This is a genomic window from Streptomyces sp. ATCC 21386 (assembly GCF_018728545.1).
Lineage (GTDB): Bacteria > Actinomycetota > Actinomycetes > Streptomycetales > Streptomycetaceae > Streptomyces.
Genome location: NZ_JAAVVL010000001.1, coordinates 8380485 through 8396871, shown reverse-complemented (window position 1 = coordinate 8396871; position 16387 = coordinate 8380485). Strand labels below are relative to the sequence as shown.

Below are 16387 nucleotides of genomic sequence, written 5' to 3'. Positions count from 1 at the left end.
TACCGGAAACTGGTACGCGAGGTGGGCAAGTGGGGTATCTTGCCCACTCGGCATATGCCAGACGGTGTTTCGGGCCGTACCCGGCTGCGGGCAATCGTGCCGCTGGGGCGATGGGGTACCTCCCGCTCGAGCGAAGCCGAGAGTGGGGGAGGGTGGGCGCAGCGGCACCCGCCAAGCGCCGGTGAGCGAAACCGCCCCAGTCCAGCCCCGACCCGGGCAACGCACAAGCCACCCCACCCCAGCCCACCCAGCTGAGCCGCAACCCCGAGTCACCGAGGCTCGGCCGCCGCACGTGCCCTCAGATGGACTCCGGCCCGCTCACATCCCGCCCCCGCAACAGATCCCGCCCGAACTCCACCATCTTCTTGGCGTAGTCCTCGGTCCACTCCGCCCGCTCCGCGATGTCCGCCGAGGTCAGCCGGTCGAACCGCCGAGGATCGGCGAGCTGGGCCGCGGCGATCGCCTGGAACTCCACGGCCCGGTCCGCCGCCGCCCGGAACGCCTGCGCCAACTCCGTCGCCCGCGACAGCAACGCCCGCGGATCGTCGATCGACTCCAGATCGAAGAAGTGCTCGGGGTCGCCGGCCGCCTCCGCCGGCTCGAAGAGCAGGGGCGCGGGCCGCAGCCGCGGTTCGTTCCGACGCGACGTGGGCTCCGCCATGTCTTCTCCTCCTCGTACGACGGTTCAGTCGGCCGGCCCCCGGGGCGTCCCGGGGAGGGCCACCGTCCATTCTCTCGTGACCGCGCAAGTGGGCATCGAGTCCGACCGGTGCCCCACACGCCGGGCGTCGCGCGCGCACGCCCCCGCGACGTCCCGGCCCACGCCGACCGCCCCGCGTCCTCAGGGCCCTAGGGCTGCCAGCTCACCCGATGCTCCGCGAGCGTCGCCAGCACCGCGTGGTTCGCCTCCCAGCCGTCCGGGAACTTCACGGTCACCCCCAGCTGGACCGGCTCGGTGGACGGGTGGTCGTCGAGCAGGTCGGTCACGCCCGCCCGGCACACCACGATGCAGGCGTGCCGGTGCCGGGAGGCGAGGACGCACAGGCGCCCGGTCTCCAGGTGGAACGCCGTCGCGTCGGGGCGTCCGGAGAGGGGATGGAGGACGACCGTGACGTCGTACTCCCGGCCCTGGAGCCGGTTCGCCGTATCCACGACCACGTCCGCGATCCCCAGCTCGGCCAGCGCCGAGCGCACGGCGGCGGCCTGGTCGCGGTGGGCGGTGCCGACGGCGATCCGGTCGGCGGTCAGCGGCACGGGTTCCTCGGACCGCTCCGAGGTCGCCGCCCCGCCCCGGTCGAGAAGCCGCCGGACGACCAGCGCGACGGCCCGAACCGCCTCGGGGTCGGTCCGTGGGGTGTGCCGGGCCGGCAGCTCCAGCAGCCCCCACCCCGACTCGGCGGCCTCGTCGATCACCCGGTCCGGGCCGGAGCCGTCCGACGGCACCGCGAACCCGAGCCGCCGGTCCCCGTGCCCGGTGCCGCTGCGGAAGGGCGTGAAGGGGTAGAACGCGTCGGAGACCAGCGGCGCCGCCGACGCCGGGAGCCGCCACGACACCGGCAGCCGGTGCTGCGGCAGGTCCGGGTTGTGGGCCAGCAGCGTCGTCACCGCCGAGGCCGACGGGTCGTACGACAGCCCCGCCCACTGCTCGCTGCCCACGATCGCGAAAGGGTCCAGCTGCCCCGGGTCGCCCACGAACAGCGCCCGCTCGAAGAGCCCGGCCACCGCCAGCAGCGCGTCCGACCGCATCTGGTACGCCTCGTCGACGATCGCGTGCCGCCAGGGCTCGACGCCCTTGACGTGCGCCCACTTCGCGGCCGTGGAGATCACCACGTCCAGCCCGGCCAGCTCGGCGGCCTTCGTCGACTTGCGTACGTTCGGAAGGGCGTCCAGCGCCTTGTCGTACGGATCGCTGTCGCTGCTGTGCAGCCGGCCGACCGGGAGCTCCGGGTCCTTCTCGGCGAGCCGGAGCACCAGGTCGTCGACCTGCGCGTTCGTCTGCGCGATGACCATCAGGGGACGCCCGGCCGAGGCGAGTTCGAGCGCGGCGCGGACGACGAGCGTCGACTTCCCGGCGCCGGGCGGCGAGTCCACGACTACACCGCGCGCGTCGCCGTGCAGCGTGTCGCGCAGGATCGCGTCGGTGGCGCGGCCGGCCGCCGCCCCGGGATCGAGCACGGCCTCGGTGGGGGTCACAGGACGTCCTCCTCGGTCACCGGGTCCGGCAGCGGTACGGCGTCCGGCTCACCCGGTGGCCCGCCGTGCGTCCACGGTGTCTCCTCCGGGTCCGGCAGCTTCGCCCCACCCCGCTGGTCGTGTTCGAAGAGGGTGAAGCAGAGCTGGTCCCCCTTCTCGGGGACGGACCCCACCTCCGGCTCCTTGCCGCGGCCCATCTTGTCCATGATCCGCAGCACCAGCAGGGTCTCGCCCGCGTCGGTCGCCCCGTCGGGCCCGCCCGGCTCCTGCCCGACGAACTCCGCCGTCTGCGGCTTCCCGCCCAGCGAGCGGTACACCTTCGCGCGCTCCCCCAGATGCGGCCGGTCCCGCGTCCGTACCGTGACCAGTGGCCGCGGGCTCGGGCGCTTGCCCTCGCTGTACGCCATCACCACGTCCACGACCTCGCCGGCGAACGCCTCCCCGGACAGCCGGCGCCCGGCCATCACGAGGGGGTCGTCCAGGGCCTCCTGGGCGTCGAGCCGGGCCTGTTCGCGCTCGCGCGCGGCCAGCTTGTTCGCGGCGGTGACCGCGTCGTCGACGCGCGGCTGCGGGGGCTCCCCGGCGACGATCCGGTCGCGGTGGCCGGTGAAGGACCAGCGGTCGCGGGTCCACCGGTCGGCCGCGTGGGCGCCCTCCGGCAGGGCGCGCAACAGATCCAGCCCGTGCCAGACCGCGTCCCAGGTGGGCCGGGTGCGGCTCTCGACCAGGGCGCGGATCTCCCGCTCGGCTGCGGTCAGCGCCCCCAGCCGGTCGTCGGCCTCCAGGCCGTCCTCGGCGGCGGCCAGCGCGAGCCGCGCCCGGTCGTACCGCTCGATGGCCGGGGCCAGCAGCTTGTTGTCGAACGCGGGGTCGGTCGCGGGCCCGGCGGGCGGGCACAGCAACTGGCCCTCGGCGTCCCGCGCCAGTTCGGCCCGCCGCGCCGCCGCCTCGCCCGACTCCCCCTCCGGCGGGTCGATCCAGGCGAGCAGCGAGGCCAGGTGCTGGTCCTCCACCCCGGACTGGCCGGTGGCCCAGTGCTTCGACAGCAGATCCGTGAGCGCGAGCAGCAGCGAGGAGCCCGGCACCCGCGCCCGCTCCCCGAAGTGCGTGAGCCACCGCCCGAGCAACGGCACGCGCGGCGGCGCCGGATGGGGCGCTTCCGGGTCCTGCTCGGCGGTGCGACGGAACCGCATGGAACGGCCGAGGAGCCGCACGAAGTCGATGCCCGTCCGGCTGGGCAGGATCAACTGCGGCGCGTCCGCGCACAGTTCGACCTCGACCTTGACCCGTTTGCCGGTCTCCGGGTCGGTCTCGCTCCGCTCGGCGGCCTCCACCACGTCCGCGTAGCCGTCCACGTACGGCAGGACGATGTCCGCCAGCTCGGCGAGGAACGCGAAGCGCAGGTCACGGTCGCGGGGCTGGGGCACCACCAGCAGGCGGGGCGCGTCCCGGTCGGTGCCGACGAGCGCGCCGAGCGGGGCCCCGGCCTCACCGGCGGTGGTCAGCGGCACGAGGACGAGGGGGCGGGCGGAGAGATGCCGGTGCAGGACGGTGGCGGCGGGCTGGGCGCGGCCCGAGCTGACGGCTTCGAGACGGGCGAGGGTGGCGATCAGCGACACGGAACCCCCTCCGGCGCCGGGCCGGGAAGCGAGGCGGCGGACCCGCGCGCGGCCGCGGCCCTCAGCGCCTCGGCCCGCAGCTCCGCCGCTCTGCGCAGCGCCGCCACGGCCGGGTCGTCCGGGTCGCCGGCGAGGCCGTGGGCCGCCGCCAGGACGTCGTCGACGGTGGTGAGGCCGCCCAGCTCCGCGCGCGCCGCACGGCCCAGGGACGTCACCGCGCCCTCGGCACGGGAGCGGCCCCGGCAGTGGAAGGCCAGCTCACAGGCGGCGAGGCACTCGGGCGCGTAGGTCGCGGACAGTGCCTCGACGGCCGTGGTCAGCTGCTCCCGGGGCAGGTCGGGGGCGAAACAGGTGCCCTCGGGGAGGTCGTCCGCGATCTCCTCGATGCGGGTCAGCCGGGTCAACTGGCGGCGGGTTACCGCCCGTTGCTTGCGGATGTCCACCGCCGCGCCCGTGGGGAGGTTGGTGAAGTCCTTGGGGCACACCAGCAGCACCCGGTGGCGCACCTCGGGCGCGGGGGCGCCGCCGCGCGCCTCGCCGCCGAGCCGGGCGGCGACCTCTTCCAGCGCCAGCACGTACACCGCGGACTGGCGGGCGGCGGCGCCCACCTTCGCCGGGTCGGCCGAACCGTCCAGCATCGGGAAGGACTTGATCTCGACGACCGACCAGGTGCCGTCCGGGTGGACCACCACCGCGTCCGGTTCCAGGAACGCGGGGGAGCCCGCGACGTCGAGCGCGAGCATGGGGTGGTCCAGCAGCGTCCAGCCGCCGGCGTCCGTGGCCTCGCGCAACGCCAGTGCCGTACGGGCGGCGCGGCCCTCGGGGCCGACGGCGGCGAGGTCGGGGACCGAGGCCGAGACCGGCGGCTCGGCACCGGGGTCCAGTCTCTCGTGCACCAGCCGCAGCAGTTCGGCGCCGCCGTCGGCCTTGACCCGGGCCTCGAAGGCGTTGCCCCGCATGAAGGCGAACTGGGACTGGCCGAAGGCGGAGGGTGAGCCGAGCGCGCCCGCCAGCACCGCCTTGTTCACCCCCGCGCCGTCCAGCAGCGCGCGGCGCTCACAGCCCGGGTTGGCCGCGAGCGCGGCCAGGGCGCGCGCGTCCAGCGCCTTCGGGGGAACCTCGGGTCCGCGCAGCTCAGCGAGCCGCTGCCGCAGCGCCGTCCCCTGTCTGCGAGGGGGTGGCACCCGGCTCGGGGTCGGTGATCCGCTGCCGTGGAATTCGCTCACCCGGGGAAGTCTGGCACTCACCACTGACAATTGGGGAAATCGAGGGCCGAGAGGCGACGGTGGCGGGAACCGCAGGCTCCGTCACGGGCCGCGGGCCGCCGCCGTCGAACCGGCTCGCGGCCGCGGCGGAGAGGCCGAGCGAGTCCCGCCACTGGTCCGCGAGCCGCAGCACCAGCGGGGTCAGCAGCAGGCCCGCCCCCATCACGGCGGCGCCCGCCACCGCGTCGAGGAAGTAGTGGTTCGCGGTGCCCATCACGACGATCGTGGTGATCAGCGGATATGCGACGGCCGCGGTCCGCACGAGCCGGGAGCCGCCCGCGAAGCGCCACAGGATCACCCCGCACCACAGGGCCCAGCCGACGTGCAGGCTCGGCATGGCCGCGTACTGGTTCGTCATGCCGCCCAGGCCCCGGGGCGCGCTGGCCTCGCCGCCCCACCAGCCCCATGAGCTGTAGTGCGCCATGGTGTCGACGAAGCCGTGGGCCGGGTTCAGCAGCCGGGGCGGGCAGGTGGGCAGCAGGGTGAAGCCGATGAGGCCGATGAAGGTGGAGGTCAGCAGCCAGGTGCGGGCCGCGCGGTAGCGCACGGCGTGCGACCGGAAGAGCCACACCAGGAGCGCGGGGGTGACCAGGTAGTGCAGCGAGGCGTACCAGAAGTCGGCGGGTATCCCGATCCAGGGTTCACGGGTGAACAGCCGGTTCAGCGGATGCTCGGCGTTGAGCCGGAACGCCTTCTCGATCCGCAGGATCGCCAGACCGTGGTCGACGGCGTGGGAGGTGTCGCCGCGGGCGAGCAGCCGGCCGGCCGAGTACGCCCCGTACACCAGCAGGATCAGCGGTAGCTCGGTCCACCAGCGGAGCCGCGTGTCCGGCGTCGCCTCGGTAACCGGTGCACCGGTCCTTCTGGTAACCGGTGCCTCGGTCGCCTCGGTCTGCGGCATCCGAACGTCCTCCCCCGTCTGTGCGCGTCGACGCGTCGATGTTCATCTGTGTGTGGTGCTGGTGTGGCCCTTGAGCAAGACGATGTCCAAGACGCTGGGATCGCCTGTTGGGTTGCCCCACGACAGCGTGAGCGATGATGGAAGCATCCGCCTCCCATTTCTCCCTTCTCGCAGAAGGTCCCCGGAAAGGTCGCTCATGGCACCGCGCATCCTGCTGGCCCGGCACGGACAGACGGAATGGTCCCTGCTCGGCAAGCACACCGGCAGGACGGACATCCCGCTCCTCGAAGAGGGCCGGCGCGGCGCCAAGCTCCTCGGGGAGCGTCTGCACCGGGCGCCCCTGAACGGGTTGCCCGGTGTCGATGTCCGTACGAGTCCCCTCTCTCGCGCGCGTGAGACCTGCGAACTGGCCGGCTTCGGCGACCGCGCCACCGAGTGGGACACGCTCATGGAGGTGGACTACGGGGCGTACGAGGGGCTCACCCCCGCCGAGATCCAGGCCTTCCGGCCGGGTTGGCTGATGTGGCGCGACGGTGTTCCCGAGGGGGAGACCCTGCGGCAGCTCTCCGCGCGCGCGGACGAGGTGGTCGCGTGGGCGCGGTCCGCCGAGCGTGACGTGCTCGTCTTCGCCCACGGCCACGTCCTGCGCTCCATAGCCGCCCGCTGGCTCGGCCTGGACCTCGACTTCGCCGCCCGCGTCCGCCTCAATCCGACGTCCCTGTCGGTCCTCGGCTGGGCCTACGGAGACCCGGCGATCGAGTCCTGGAACGACACGGGGCACCTGGCGGGCTGATCGTCGGCCGGCCCTAGGCCGTGCGCGCGACCCCCGCGTGGCGCTCCAGGAACGCCGACACCCCCGACGCCCGCCGGTGCGGCAGCAGCACCCGTGCCGTGCCGGCCAGCATCTGCTGGACACGGGAGGACTGGACCTCGTCGAGGAGGTCGAGGACCCGCATACCGGCGGCCGCCGCCTCGTCGGGACGCCCCCCGCGCGCGAGGTCGTCCGCGAGCTCGGCGGTGTAGAGCGCGATGTTGCGTGTGAAGTGCGGGTTCTGCAGACCGGCCGCCCGGCGCGCGTGCCGGGCCGCCCGGGGCCAGTCGCCCAGCGTGGACCAGCACTGCGCCTCCAGGCCCTCCAGCTCGGCCTCCCCGTAGAAGCTCATCCACTCCGGGTCGGCCTCGGCGGCCCCCCGCCCGAACAGGGCGTGCGCACGGGCCAGCGCCTGCTCGCACCCGGTGCGGTCGGCGAGCCCGGCCCAGCCGCCCGCCTCCCGCAGCGCCAGCAGGGACATCAGCCGGGGGGATCCCAGCGGGCGGGCCACCCGCTGCGCGGCCTGCGCCGCCCGCACCGCCTCACGCGGGCGGCCCGCGTCACGCGCCAGGAACGCCGTGTTGCAGAACGCGTGCGCCTCGAGACCCGGGTCCCCGGACATCCGGGCCGTGGCGAGCGCCTCCGCGTAGTGCGAGCGGGCGTCGTCGAACCGCCCCGAGTCATGCGCCAGCCAGCCCACGGAGATGGCGAGTTCGCCCGCCCCCGCGTAGAGCCGGTCGGCCGTGGTCTGCCGGGTGGTGCCCGCGTCGAGCAGCGCGTACGCGGCCCGCAGTGGCGCCGAGGCCCTGCGGTACAGCCCGTCCGCCCCGTGCCGGTCGTCGAGCAGCCGGATCTTGCGCACGGCCGCTTCGAGGGCCCCCGCCTCCCCCGTGCCCGCCCGGTGCACGGGCCGGGTCGCGGCCGAGGCCGCGCCGCCGAGGGTGAAGGGGCCGAAGGAGGCGGCCGCCATCGCGGCGGTACCTCCGGTCATGAACGCGCGACGCTGCACGTCGCTCTCCTCGTCGTTCTGGTACGCCTGCTGCGTGCCCCGCAGGCCGCGCACGTAGCCCGTGTCGCCCCGCGGGTCCTGCATGTCGTACATCTCTTGCGTGTCATACGGCTCGTACGCACCTTCCGTCTCACCCCCCGTTCCGTATGAGGAGTGCGAGCGGCTCTTGTTGCGAGGGGAGGGCGCCTCGTCGGCGGGGCGCGCCCCCCGACCGCGTACCTCCGCGCGGGGCGCGAAACCCAGGTCGGTCAGCGTTCGGCCGGGAAACATATGCAGGAACACCCGTTCGTACGCGTAGTTGGGGCAGCGGATCTCGCCCGCCTCGACCCGTCCGACGTACCGAGCGTCACAGCTCACCCGCTCGCCGATCTCACGCGCGGCCCGTCGTACCGCAGCGGCGAACTCGCCCGGCGAACGCTGCCCGCGCAGCTGCCTGAAGACGAGATTCGGTCGTTGTGGACGGGGGGACTGGGACGAGGTCACCGATGACGACGTCATGGCCGGGCCCTCTCTCGCGAACCGTCGAACCATGCCGGATTCAGTAGGACTTGTATGCGTGGTGCACGGTTGGTTCCGCTGTGTCCGGCGGGGCAAGAACGTACCCGCCCCATCGGGGCCCCCACGCGAGGTTTGGCTACAAACCGGATATCTCATCCACGATCTGCCATGAACTGCCATCCTTTGCGGCGCAGTTCCGCCGTAGCCGTTGACGGGGAGGCGCGTTGGGCAGGGCGCTGGTAGGCGTGGGAGGCCCGGATGAAGAACCTCGAACCCCGTTCCGATTGCGACCTGGTGACCGTGCCCGCGCGGCAGGGCCTGGAGGCGGTCGACATCCTCCGCCGTGGCGCCCTCGACGCGGTGGGGCCCGTCATGACCGTCGGGCCCGTGCTGCACGACGACACGTGCGACACCCTCGGGTTCCTGGTGCCGCCCGGTACGGCGGACGCGTGGGACGTGCCCGGGAGCACGTGCACGCAGAGCGACGGGCGGGGGGCCGTGCTGGCCCCTCCGGAGGGGGCGGGGTGGTTGTTGCCGCCGGGTGAGGTGGACCTCGCGACGGATCCGGCGGTGCTGCGCGCGGCGCTGGGTGAGGCGGCGCGGTTGATCGAGGCCGCGGACAACTGTCGGTGAGATGGTGCGCCCAGTCGCCGTGGGGGTCTCGTTCACCGGCGGCTGCGGTTCGCCGTGGCTGATCGCGCAGTTCCCCGCGCCCCTGGAAGGGGCCTGCGGCCCGAAGGGTGCGCCCACCCTGCGGCGCGGCTGTCCGTATCCAGGCCGATAATGGGTGAATGGGCAGGTCGAAGAAGGGGCGCGGGCGGCGGGGGCAGGATGCCGACGCCGTGGTCGAGGAGGTCGACGGGGGGCTCGCCGAGCTGCTCCCCGACCGGGAGCGTGCCCGGGCCTGGACGTTGCTGGTGGACGGGGCGCCCCAGTCGCACGTCGATCTCGACGATCCCGCCCATCTGTCCTTCGAGTACCAGCGGCGGCTCGGGCATGTGATCGACCTGGTCGCCCCGGCCGGACGGCCCGTGCACGCCGTGCACCTCGGCGGAGGCGCCTTCACCCTCGCCCGGTACGTCGCCGCCACCCGGCCCCGCTCCACCCAGCAGGTCGTCGAGCGCGACGCGGCTCTCGTGCAACTCGTCCGGCGGGAGCTGCCGTTGGACCCCAATGCGCGGGTGCGGGTGCGGTCGACGGACGCACGCGAAGGGCTCGCGAAAGTGCCCGACGGATGGGCGGACCTGGTGATCGCGGACGTGTTCAGCGCGGCACGCACCCCGGCGCACCTGACGTCGACGGAGTTCCTCACGGACGTACGGCGGGTGGTGAAGCCCGGCGGCTGCTACGCCGCAAACCTCGCCGACGGCCCGCCGCTGGCCCATCTGCGCGCGCAGATCGCCACCGCGGCCGTCGTCTTCCCCGAACTGGCGCTGGTCGCCGATCCGACCGTGCTGCGGGGCAAACGATTCGGCAACGCGGTCCTCGTCGCCTCCGACCAACCGCTCCCGATCGCCGAACTGACCCGCCGCGCCGCCTCCGACCCGCACCCCGGCCGCGTCGAACACGGCCGCGCGCTCACCGACTTCACGGGCGGGGCGGTGCCGGTGACGGACGCGGCGGCGACGGGCTCACCGGCGCCGCCGCCGTCGGTGTTCCGCTGAGCCACCGCCCCGACGGTCCTCAGAAGTTCTGGACGTCCACCCGCGGCGCGCTGTCGTGCCAGGTGCAGAACACCGACACCCGGTCCGCACCGGCGGCGAAGTCGACCCGGATCCACGTCTCCGTCTTCCACACCTGCATCGACCAACCGGAGCCGGGCGTCGCCGACACGAGGGTCGCGTACTCCTCGCCGAGCGAGAACACCACCCGGCCGCCCTCGGTGTCGTAGGACCTGACGTCACCCGGGTCGGCCGGGCCGCCCGAACCGGTCGCGTCTGCGGTGCCCGGACGGGGGCCGGGCTTCGCGGACTTCGACGGTTCGGAGGGGGGCGGGGACGGCTCGTCGCCTTCGCCCCCCGGTTGCTCGTCGGCCCTGCGCGACGGTTCCGGGGGCGCGGTCGGCGTGATCGGCGAGGGCGCGCCCCGGCCCTGGGTGTCGGCGGCCGTGATGGGCAGGGCGCGGGGCGGGTCGTAGGCGGTGCCGGCCATCACCGTGTGGACGCCCCACCACGTCAGCGTGACCGCCGCGCCCGTGGCGAGCAGCCAGGCCAGTACGTGTAGGAGTCCTCTGCGCATCGCGGCCATACTGCCCCACCAGCCCCGGTGGTGTCGTGGCCGAGCCGGGGTCGCGTGAGTTGTCCACAGGCCCCGACCGGCCCGGCCCCTTTGGCGTACGGTGCGGCGCATGGCAAGTGTGCTCGTGGTCGAGGACGACCAGTTCGTACGCTCGGCGCTGATCAGGCATCTGACGGACGCCGCCCACACCGTGCGCAGCGTCGGTACGGCACTGGAGGCGCTGCGCGAGGTCGCGCACGTCCGCTTCGACGTGGTCATCCTCGACCTCGGGCTGCCCGACCTCGACGGCTCGGAGGCACTGAAGATGCTGCGCGGCATCACGGACGTCCCCGTGATCATCGCGACCGCGCGGGACGACGAGTCGGAGATCGTCCGGCTGCTGAACGCGGGCGCGGACGACTACTTGACCAAGCCGTTCTCGGTCGAGCACCTGTCGGCCCGGATGTCGGCCGTGCTGCGCCGCTCCCGGGCCCTGGCCGGCGAGGTGCCACCGTCCACCGTGATCCGGGTCGGCGGCCTCGCGATCGACCCGCTGCGCCGCCAGGCCGAGTTGGACGGCGTACGGCTCGACCTCACCCGGCGCGAGTTCGACCTGCTCGCGTTCCTCGCCGGCCGCCCCGGTGTCGTCGTCGCCCGCAGGGAGCTGCTGGCGGAGGTGTGGCAGCAGTCCTACGGCGACGACCAGACCATCGACGTGCATCTGTCCTGGCTGCGCCGGAAGCTGGGGGAGACGGCGGCGCGGCCCCGCTATCTGCACACGCTGCGGGGCGTCGGCGTGAAGCTGGAGCCGCCGGGGGCGCGGCCATGAGGCGGGCGCCGGTCGGGACGGTGGTGCGGCCATGAGGCGGGCGCCGGTCGGGACGTGCGGGGTGGTGCGGCCATGAGGTGGGCGCTGGTCAAGGTGTGCCTGGCGGTGACGGCGATGGTCGTGGTGGCCTTCGCGGTGCCGCTGGGGCTGGTCATCAAGGAGATGGCGCGGGACCGGGCCTTCTCGGGCGCCGAGCGGGAGGCCGCCGCGATCGCCCCGGCGCTCTCCATCACCACCGACCGCGAGCAGCTGGAGCGGGTCGTCGCCTCGGCCGGGTCGGACGACGGGATGGCGGTGCACCTACCGGCGGACGGCGCGGGGACCGCCGCGCTCGACCTGGGCCGGCAGCGGGCCTCCGACGAGGACATAGCGACCGTGCGGAAGCTGGGCCGTGCCTCCACCACCGAGGTGCCCGGCGGGTCCACGCTGCTGCAGCCCACCGCGCTCAGCTCCGGCGAGATAGCCGTCGTCGAGGTGTACGTGCCCGAGTCGGAGGTGAGCAACGGGGTGGCCACGGCGTGGGCGGTGCTCGCCGGGGTGGGCGTGCTGCTGATCGTCGGCTCGGTCGCGGTGGCCGACCGGCTCGGGGTGCGGATGGTCCGGCCCGCGCGGCGGCTGGTGGAGAGCGCGCACGAGCTGGGGGAGGGGCAGCTGGGGGCGCGGGTCCCGGAGAAGGGGCCGAAGGAGCTGCGGCTGGCCGCGGTGGCGTTCAACGCCATGGCGGACCAGGTGGTCCAGCTGCTGGCGAACGAGCGGGAGCTGGCGGCGGACCTGTCGCACCGGCTGCGCACCCCGCTGACGGTGCTCCGGCTCAACGCGGCCTCCCTCGGCGACGGGCCGGCCGCCGAGCAGACACGGGCGGCGGTCGAGCAGCTGGAGCGGGAGGTCGACACGATCATCCGCACGGCACGGGAGGCCAAGCCGCAGACGGCCGCGGCGGGGCCGGGTGCCGGGTGCGACGCGGCCGAGGTGGTCCGGGAGCGGATGGCGTTCTGGTCGGCGCTCGCCGAGGACGAGGGGCGCAAGTGGCGGGTGGCCGGGGTCGAGCGCCCGGTGCGCATACCCGTGGCCCGGGCGGACCTGGCCGCCGCCCTGGACGCCCTGCTCGGCAATGTCTTCCGGCACACGGCGGAGGGCACGGCGTTCGCGGTCGACGTTCACAACGGCGAGGACGCGGTGATCGTTCTGGTCTCCGACGCCGGTCCGGGGATCGCCGATCCGGAGGCCGCGATGGCCCGGGGAAGGGGCTCCGGCAGCGACGGCTCGACCGGTCTGGGTCTCGACATCGTGCGCCGCCTCGCCGAGTCGACCGGCGGCGATGTGCGGATCGGGTCGTCGGTGCTGGGCGGGACCGAGGTGCGGATCTGGATCCAGCTGACCGGGGGCGGCACACGGGACGGTGGGGCGGCGGGGCGCAAGGGACACCGGGGCGCGTCCATACGCCGGCGCAAACACACCAGGGCGCTGTTCACCCCCGGGCGGTCGCGTGTCTCGTCGTGATCGGGCCTGTGCGATCGCCCGTGTGGCCACTGTGTTCCGGTATGGGGTGCATGTCCGTGAGTGATGTGGCTCACGTGTGTGACGGTCACGTTTCGACAACCAGGGATTACGTTTCAACAAAGGGGGACAAGAGGTCTTGACGCATGACATGACATAGAGCTGTTATGGCGGCCACCGTGTTCGGTCGAGTTGGTTTCTGATTGTTTTCGATCAGTAGCCGGCGAGGGCCATTGAGACCGAACCATCTGTCCCCAGGGAGCCGTACATGCACCTCACACCTTCCGGTCTCTCCGTCCCCGGCACGAGCCGCCGCACCCTGCTGCGCGGCATAGGCGGGGCCGCGGTACTCGGCGCTGGAGTCCCCCTGCTCAGCGCCTGCGGCGGCAGCGGTACGGCTGCCGACCCGAAGACCGTCACCGTCGGCTCCAACGCGTCGGACGCGGTGCCGAAGAAGGCGTTCGCCGAGATCTACGCGGCCTTCAAGAAGCAGTCCGGGATCACGGTCGACGTGAACACCAAGGACCACAACACGTTCCAGGAGCAGATCAACTCCTATCTGCAGGGCACGCCGGACGACGTGTTCCACTGGTTCGCCGGCTACCGCATGCAGTTCTTCGCGGCCAAGGGCCTCGCCACCCCGATCGACGACGTGTGGGACAAGATCGGGGGCAACTTCCCCGAGGCGATGAAGAAGCTCAGCCAGGGCGAGGACGGCAAGTCCTACTTCGTGCCGCTGTACACCTACCCCTGGGCGCTCTTCTACCGCAAGAGCGTCTTCCAGGAGAAGGGCTACGAGGTTCCCACCACGTGGGACCAGCTGATCGCCCTGTGCAAGCAGATGCAGAAGGACAAGCTCGTCCCGATCGCCTTCGGTGACAAGGACGCCTGGCCGGCGATGGGCACCTTCGACCAGCTCAACTTCCGTAACAACGGCTACGACTTCCACGTCGAGCTGATGGCGGGCAAGGCCTCCTGGACGGACGCCAAGGTCCGCAAGACGTTCGACCTGTGGGCCGAGCTGCTGCCGTACCACCAGGAGGGCGCGGTCGGCCGCACCTGGCAGGACGCCGCGCAGACCCTGGTGTCGAAGAAGGCGGGCATGTACCTGCTGGGCTCGTTCGTGGGCCAGCAGTTCACCAACAAGGCGGACCTGGACGACCTCGACTTCTTCGCCTTCCCGGAGATCGACCCGGCGTACGGCCAGGACACCGTCGAGGCCCCCACCGACGGCTTCATGATGAGCAAGGCCCCGAAGAACAAGTCCGGCGCCGTCAAGCTCATGGAGTTCCTCGGCACCCCCGAGGCGGAGCAGATCTACCTCAAGGCCGACCCGAACGTGGTGGCCGCCTCCACCAAGGCCGACACCTCCTCCTACACGCCGCTGCAGAAGAAGGCGTACGAGATGATCTCGGGCGCCAAGAGCCTCACCCAGTTCATGGACCGTGACAGCCGCCCGGACTTCACCTCCACGGTGATGCAGCCGGCGCTGCAGAAGTTCATCCGCGACCCCAAGGGCGTCGACAGCCTGCTCTCGTCCATCGAGCGGCAGAAGAAGACGATCTTCGCGTCCTGACGACAGACCGTCCTCACGACCGACCGTCCAGACGACCGACGTCCTCACGACTGGATGACCTCCTGACATGACGACCACCCCCACCGAGAGCCCGGAGGCGGCCACGCCGCCTCCGGGCTCCGGCCCTGCCGCAAAGACCGCAACGACCGCCACGAAGGTGCCCCAGGGGCATCGGCGGCTCCTGACCCGCCGTGACCGGCTCACGCTGGGGCTGATGGCGGGTCTGCCGACCTTCCTGCATGTCGCCCTGGTGTGGGTGACGGCCCTGGCCTCGATCGCGCTGGCCTTCACCACCTGGGACGGCATCGGCTTCGACTCCATCCAGTGGGTCGGGCTGCACAACTTCGAGGAACTGTTCACCAACAACCCGCAGTTCTGGCCCGCCGTCGAGCACAACATCGTCTGGTTCGTGGCGCTGATCCTGATCCCCACACCGCTGGGCCTGTTCCTGGCCGTGCAGTTGGACAAGCAGATCCGCTTCAGCCGCGTCTACCAGACCGCGTTCTTCCTGCCGGTGGTGATGTCGCTGGCGGTCATCGGCTTCGTCTGGCAGCTGATCTACAACCCCGACACCGGCCTGATCAACAGCCTCATCGGCGCCAACAAGCCCGGCCACTACATCGACTGGATCGGCGACCCGGACCTGAACCTGTGGGCCATCCTCGTCGCCGCGTCGTGGCGCCACACCGGCTACATGATGATCCTGTACCTGGCCGGCCTCAAGGGCGTCGACCCCTCGCTGCGCGAGGCCTCCGCCCTGGACGGCGCGAACGAGTGGCAGACGTTCAAGAACGTCATCTTCCCCACCCTGCGCCCGACCAACACGGTCGTCCTGGTCGTCACCATCATCGAGGCACTGCGCGCCTTCGACCTCGTCTTCGTCTTCAACAAGGGCGCCGAGGGCACGGAGCTGCTGTCGATCCTGGTCACCAACAACATCATCGGAGAGTCCAGCCGTATCGGCTACGGCTCGGCCATCGCCGTCGTCCTGCTGGTCATCTCCCTCGCCGTGATCATCCCGTACCTGATCGCGACCTTCCGCAAGGAGCGGCGCGCATGAGCACCACCGTCCAGACCACCACCGCGCCCGCCGCCGGGGCCCGCAAGGAGCGCACGCCCGTCCGCCCCGCCCGGATCCTGCTGCACCTGTTCCTGGCCGGCATGGCCCTGGCCTGGCTCGCGCCGCTGCTGTGGGCGCTGTACGCGGCCATGCGCCCCTACGGCGAAACCAGCGAGAAGGGCTACGTCTCCTGGCCCGACAGCCTCAGCTTCGACAACTTCACGAACGCGTTCACCCAGTCGGAGATGACGCACTACTTCGTGAACACCCTGATCATCGCCGTCCCCGCGGTGCTGCTCACGCTGTTCCTGTCGTCGATGGTGGCCTTCTACGTCAGCCGCTTCGACTTCCGCGTCAACCTCTTCCTGCTGCTGGTCTTCACCGCCGGCAACCTCCTGCCGCAGCAGGTCATCATCACCCCGCTGTACCGCATGTACCTGCTCATCGACCTGCCCGGCATCACCATGAGCGGCAAACTGTACGACTCGGCCCTCGGCCTGGTCCTCATCCACGTGGCCTTCCAGTCCGGGTTCTGCGCCTTCGTGCTCAGCAACTACATGCGCTCCCTGCCGCACGAACTGACCGAGGCGGCGCTGGTCGACGGGGCGTCGGTGTGGCGGCTGTACTGGCAGATCGTGCTGCCACTGTGCAAGCCCGCGATGGCCGCCCTGGCGACGCTGCTCTCGATCTGGATCTACAACGACTTCTTCTGGGCCCTGGTCCTGATCTCCACCGGCGAGAACATGCCGATCACCTCCGCCCTGAACAACCTCTCCGGCCAGTACTTCACCGACCCCAACCTCGTCGCCGCCGGCGCCCTGCTCACCGCCATCCCCACGCTGATCGTGTACTTCGCACTCCAGCGCCAGTTCGTCAGCGGCCTCACCCTCGGCGCCAACAAGGGCTGACCGG

At 72.3% G+C, this 16387-nt stretch carries 15 protein-coding genes; 8 read left to right on the top strand and 7 right to left on the bottom strand.

All coding sequences use genetic code 11. From position 1 onward, the window contains the following. Positions 1–298: 298 nt before the first annotated feature. From GWK25_RS35985 to GWK25_RS35965, 5 genes are all read right to left on the bottom strand, one after another. The gene (locus GWK25_RS35985; protein ID WP_184893663.1) at positions 299–661 is read right to left on the bottom strand and encodes a hypothetical protein; all 363 of its coding nucleotides are present in this window, start codon (positions 659–661) and stop codon (positions 299–301) included. Between the two features lie 188 nt (positions 662–849). Further along, positions 850–2193: an AAA family ATPase gene (locus GWK25_RS35980; protein WP_215455683.1), complete on the bottom strand. Its 1344-nt coding sequence runs from the start codon at positions 2191–2193 to the stop codon at positions 850–852. Next, a complete protein-coding gene (locus GWK25_RS35975) occupies positions 2190–3812 on the bottom strand; it encodes a hypothetical protein (protein WP_215455682.1) in 1623 nt (540 codons plus the stop codon). Before GWK25_RS35975 ends, GWK25_RS35980 begins: the two co-directional genes overlap by 4 nt. Next, positions 3803–4996: a hypothetical protein gene (locus GWK25_RS35970; RefSeq protein ID WP_215457837.1), complete on the bottom strand. Its 1194-nt coding sequence runs from the start codon at positions 4994–4996 to the stop codon at positions 3803–3805. Before GWK25_RS35970 ends, GWK25_RS35975 begins: the two co-directional genes overlap by 10 nt. Then, a complete protein-coding gene (locus GWK25_RS35965; RefSeq protein ID WP_215455681.1) occupies positions 4947–5978 on the bottom strand; it encodes a phosphatase PAP2 family protein in 1032 nt (343 codons plus the stop codon). Before GWK25_RS35965 ends, GWK25_RS35970 begins: the two co-directional genes overlap by 50 nt. A 196-nt stretch (positions 5979–6174) precedes the next feature. Here GWK25_RS35965 and GWK25_RS35960 point away from each other — a divergent pair, with 196 nt between their 5' ends. Then, the gene (locus GWK25_RS35960; protein ID WP_215455680.1) at positions 6175–6771 is read left to right on the top strand and encodes a histidine phosphatase family protein; all 597 of its coding nucleotides are present in this window, start codon (positions 6175–6177) and stop codon (positions 6769–6771) included. A 13-nt stretch (positions 6772–6784) separates the two neighbouring features. Here the strand turns inward: GWK25_RS35960 and GWK25_RS35955 are convergent, their stop codons facing one another. After that, positions 6785–8296, bottom strand: coding sequence for a hypothetical protein (locus tag GWK25_RS35955; RefSeq protein ID WP_215455679.1), 1512 nt, complete (start codon positions 8294–8296; stop codon positions 6785–6787). A 258-nt stretch (positions 8297–8554) separates the two neighbouring features. On the opposite strand from GWK25_RS35955, the gene GWK25_RS35950 reads away from it, so the two are divergent. Together GWK25_RS35950 and GWK25_RS35945 are read left to right on the top strand one after the other, a co-directional pair. After that, complete coding sequence (locus tag GWK25_RS35950) at positions 8555–8929, top strand: hypothetical protein (RefSeq protein ID WP_215455678.1); 375 nt, start codon at positions 8555–8557, stop codon at positions 8927–8929. Between the two features lie 158 nt (positions 8930–9087). Next, positions 9088–9960 (top strand): spermidine synthase, encoded by an 873-nt coding sequence (locus tag GWK25_RS35945; RefSeq protein ID WP_215455677.1) that lies wholly within the window; start codon positions 9088–9090, stop codon positions 9958–9960. A gap of 19 nt (positions 9961–9979) precedes the next feature. On the opposite strand, the gene GWK25_RS35940 is transcribed toward GWK25_RS35945, so the two are convergent. Beyond that, positions 9980–10543 (bottom strand): hypothetical protein, encoded by a 564-nt coding sequence (locus GWK25_RS35940; protein WP_215455676.1) that lies wholly within the window; start codon positions 10541–10543, stop codon positions 9980–9982. A 100-nt stretch (positions 10544–10643) separates the two neighbouring features. Here GWK25_RS35940 and GWK25_RS35935 point away from each other — a divergent pair, with 100 nt between their 5' ends. The 5 genes from GWK25_RS35935 to GWK25_RS35915 all read left to right on the top strand — a co-directional run bounded on the left by GWK25_RS35935 (position 10644) and on the right by GWK25_RS35915 (position 16383). Continuing rightward, complete coding sequence (locus GWK25_RS35935) at positions 10644–11342, top strand: response regulator transcription factor (protein WP_215455675.1); 699 nt, start codon at positions 10644–10646, stop codon at positions 11340–11342. Between the two features lie 72 nt (positions 11343–11414). Further along, entirely contained in the window at positions 11415–12842 is a 1428-nt protein-coding gene (locus GWK25_RS35930) for a HAMP domain-containing sensor histidine kinase (protein WP_215455674.1), read from the top strand. Between the two features lie 265 nt (positions 12843–13107). After that, the gene (locus tag GWK25_RS35925) at positions 13108–14415 is read left to right on the top strand and encodes an ABC transporter substrate-binding protein (RefSeq protein ID WP_215455673.1); all 1308 of its coding nucleotides are present in this window, start codon (positions 13108–13110) and stop codon (positions 14413–14415) included. Positions 14416–14482: 67 nt separating this feature from the next. Next, entirely contained in the window at positions 14483–15475 is a 993-nt protein-coding gene (locus GWK25_RS35920; protein WP_215455672.1) for a carbohydrate ABC transporter permease, read from the top strand. Next, positions 15472–16383 carry a carbohydrate ABC transporter permease gene (locus tag GWK25_RS35915; protein ID WP_215455671.1) on the top strand — a complete coding sequence of 304 codons (912 nt, stop codon included), beginning with the start codon at positions 15472–15474 and terminating at the stop codon, positions 16381–16383. The genes GWK25_RS35920 and GWK25_RS35915 overlap by 4 nt, the downstream gene beginning before the upstream one ends. The last annotated feature ends 4 nt before the right edge of the window (positions 16384–16387 follow it).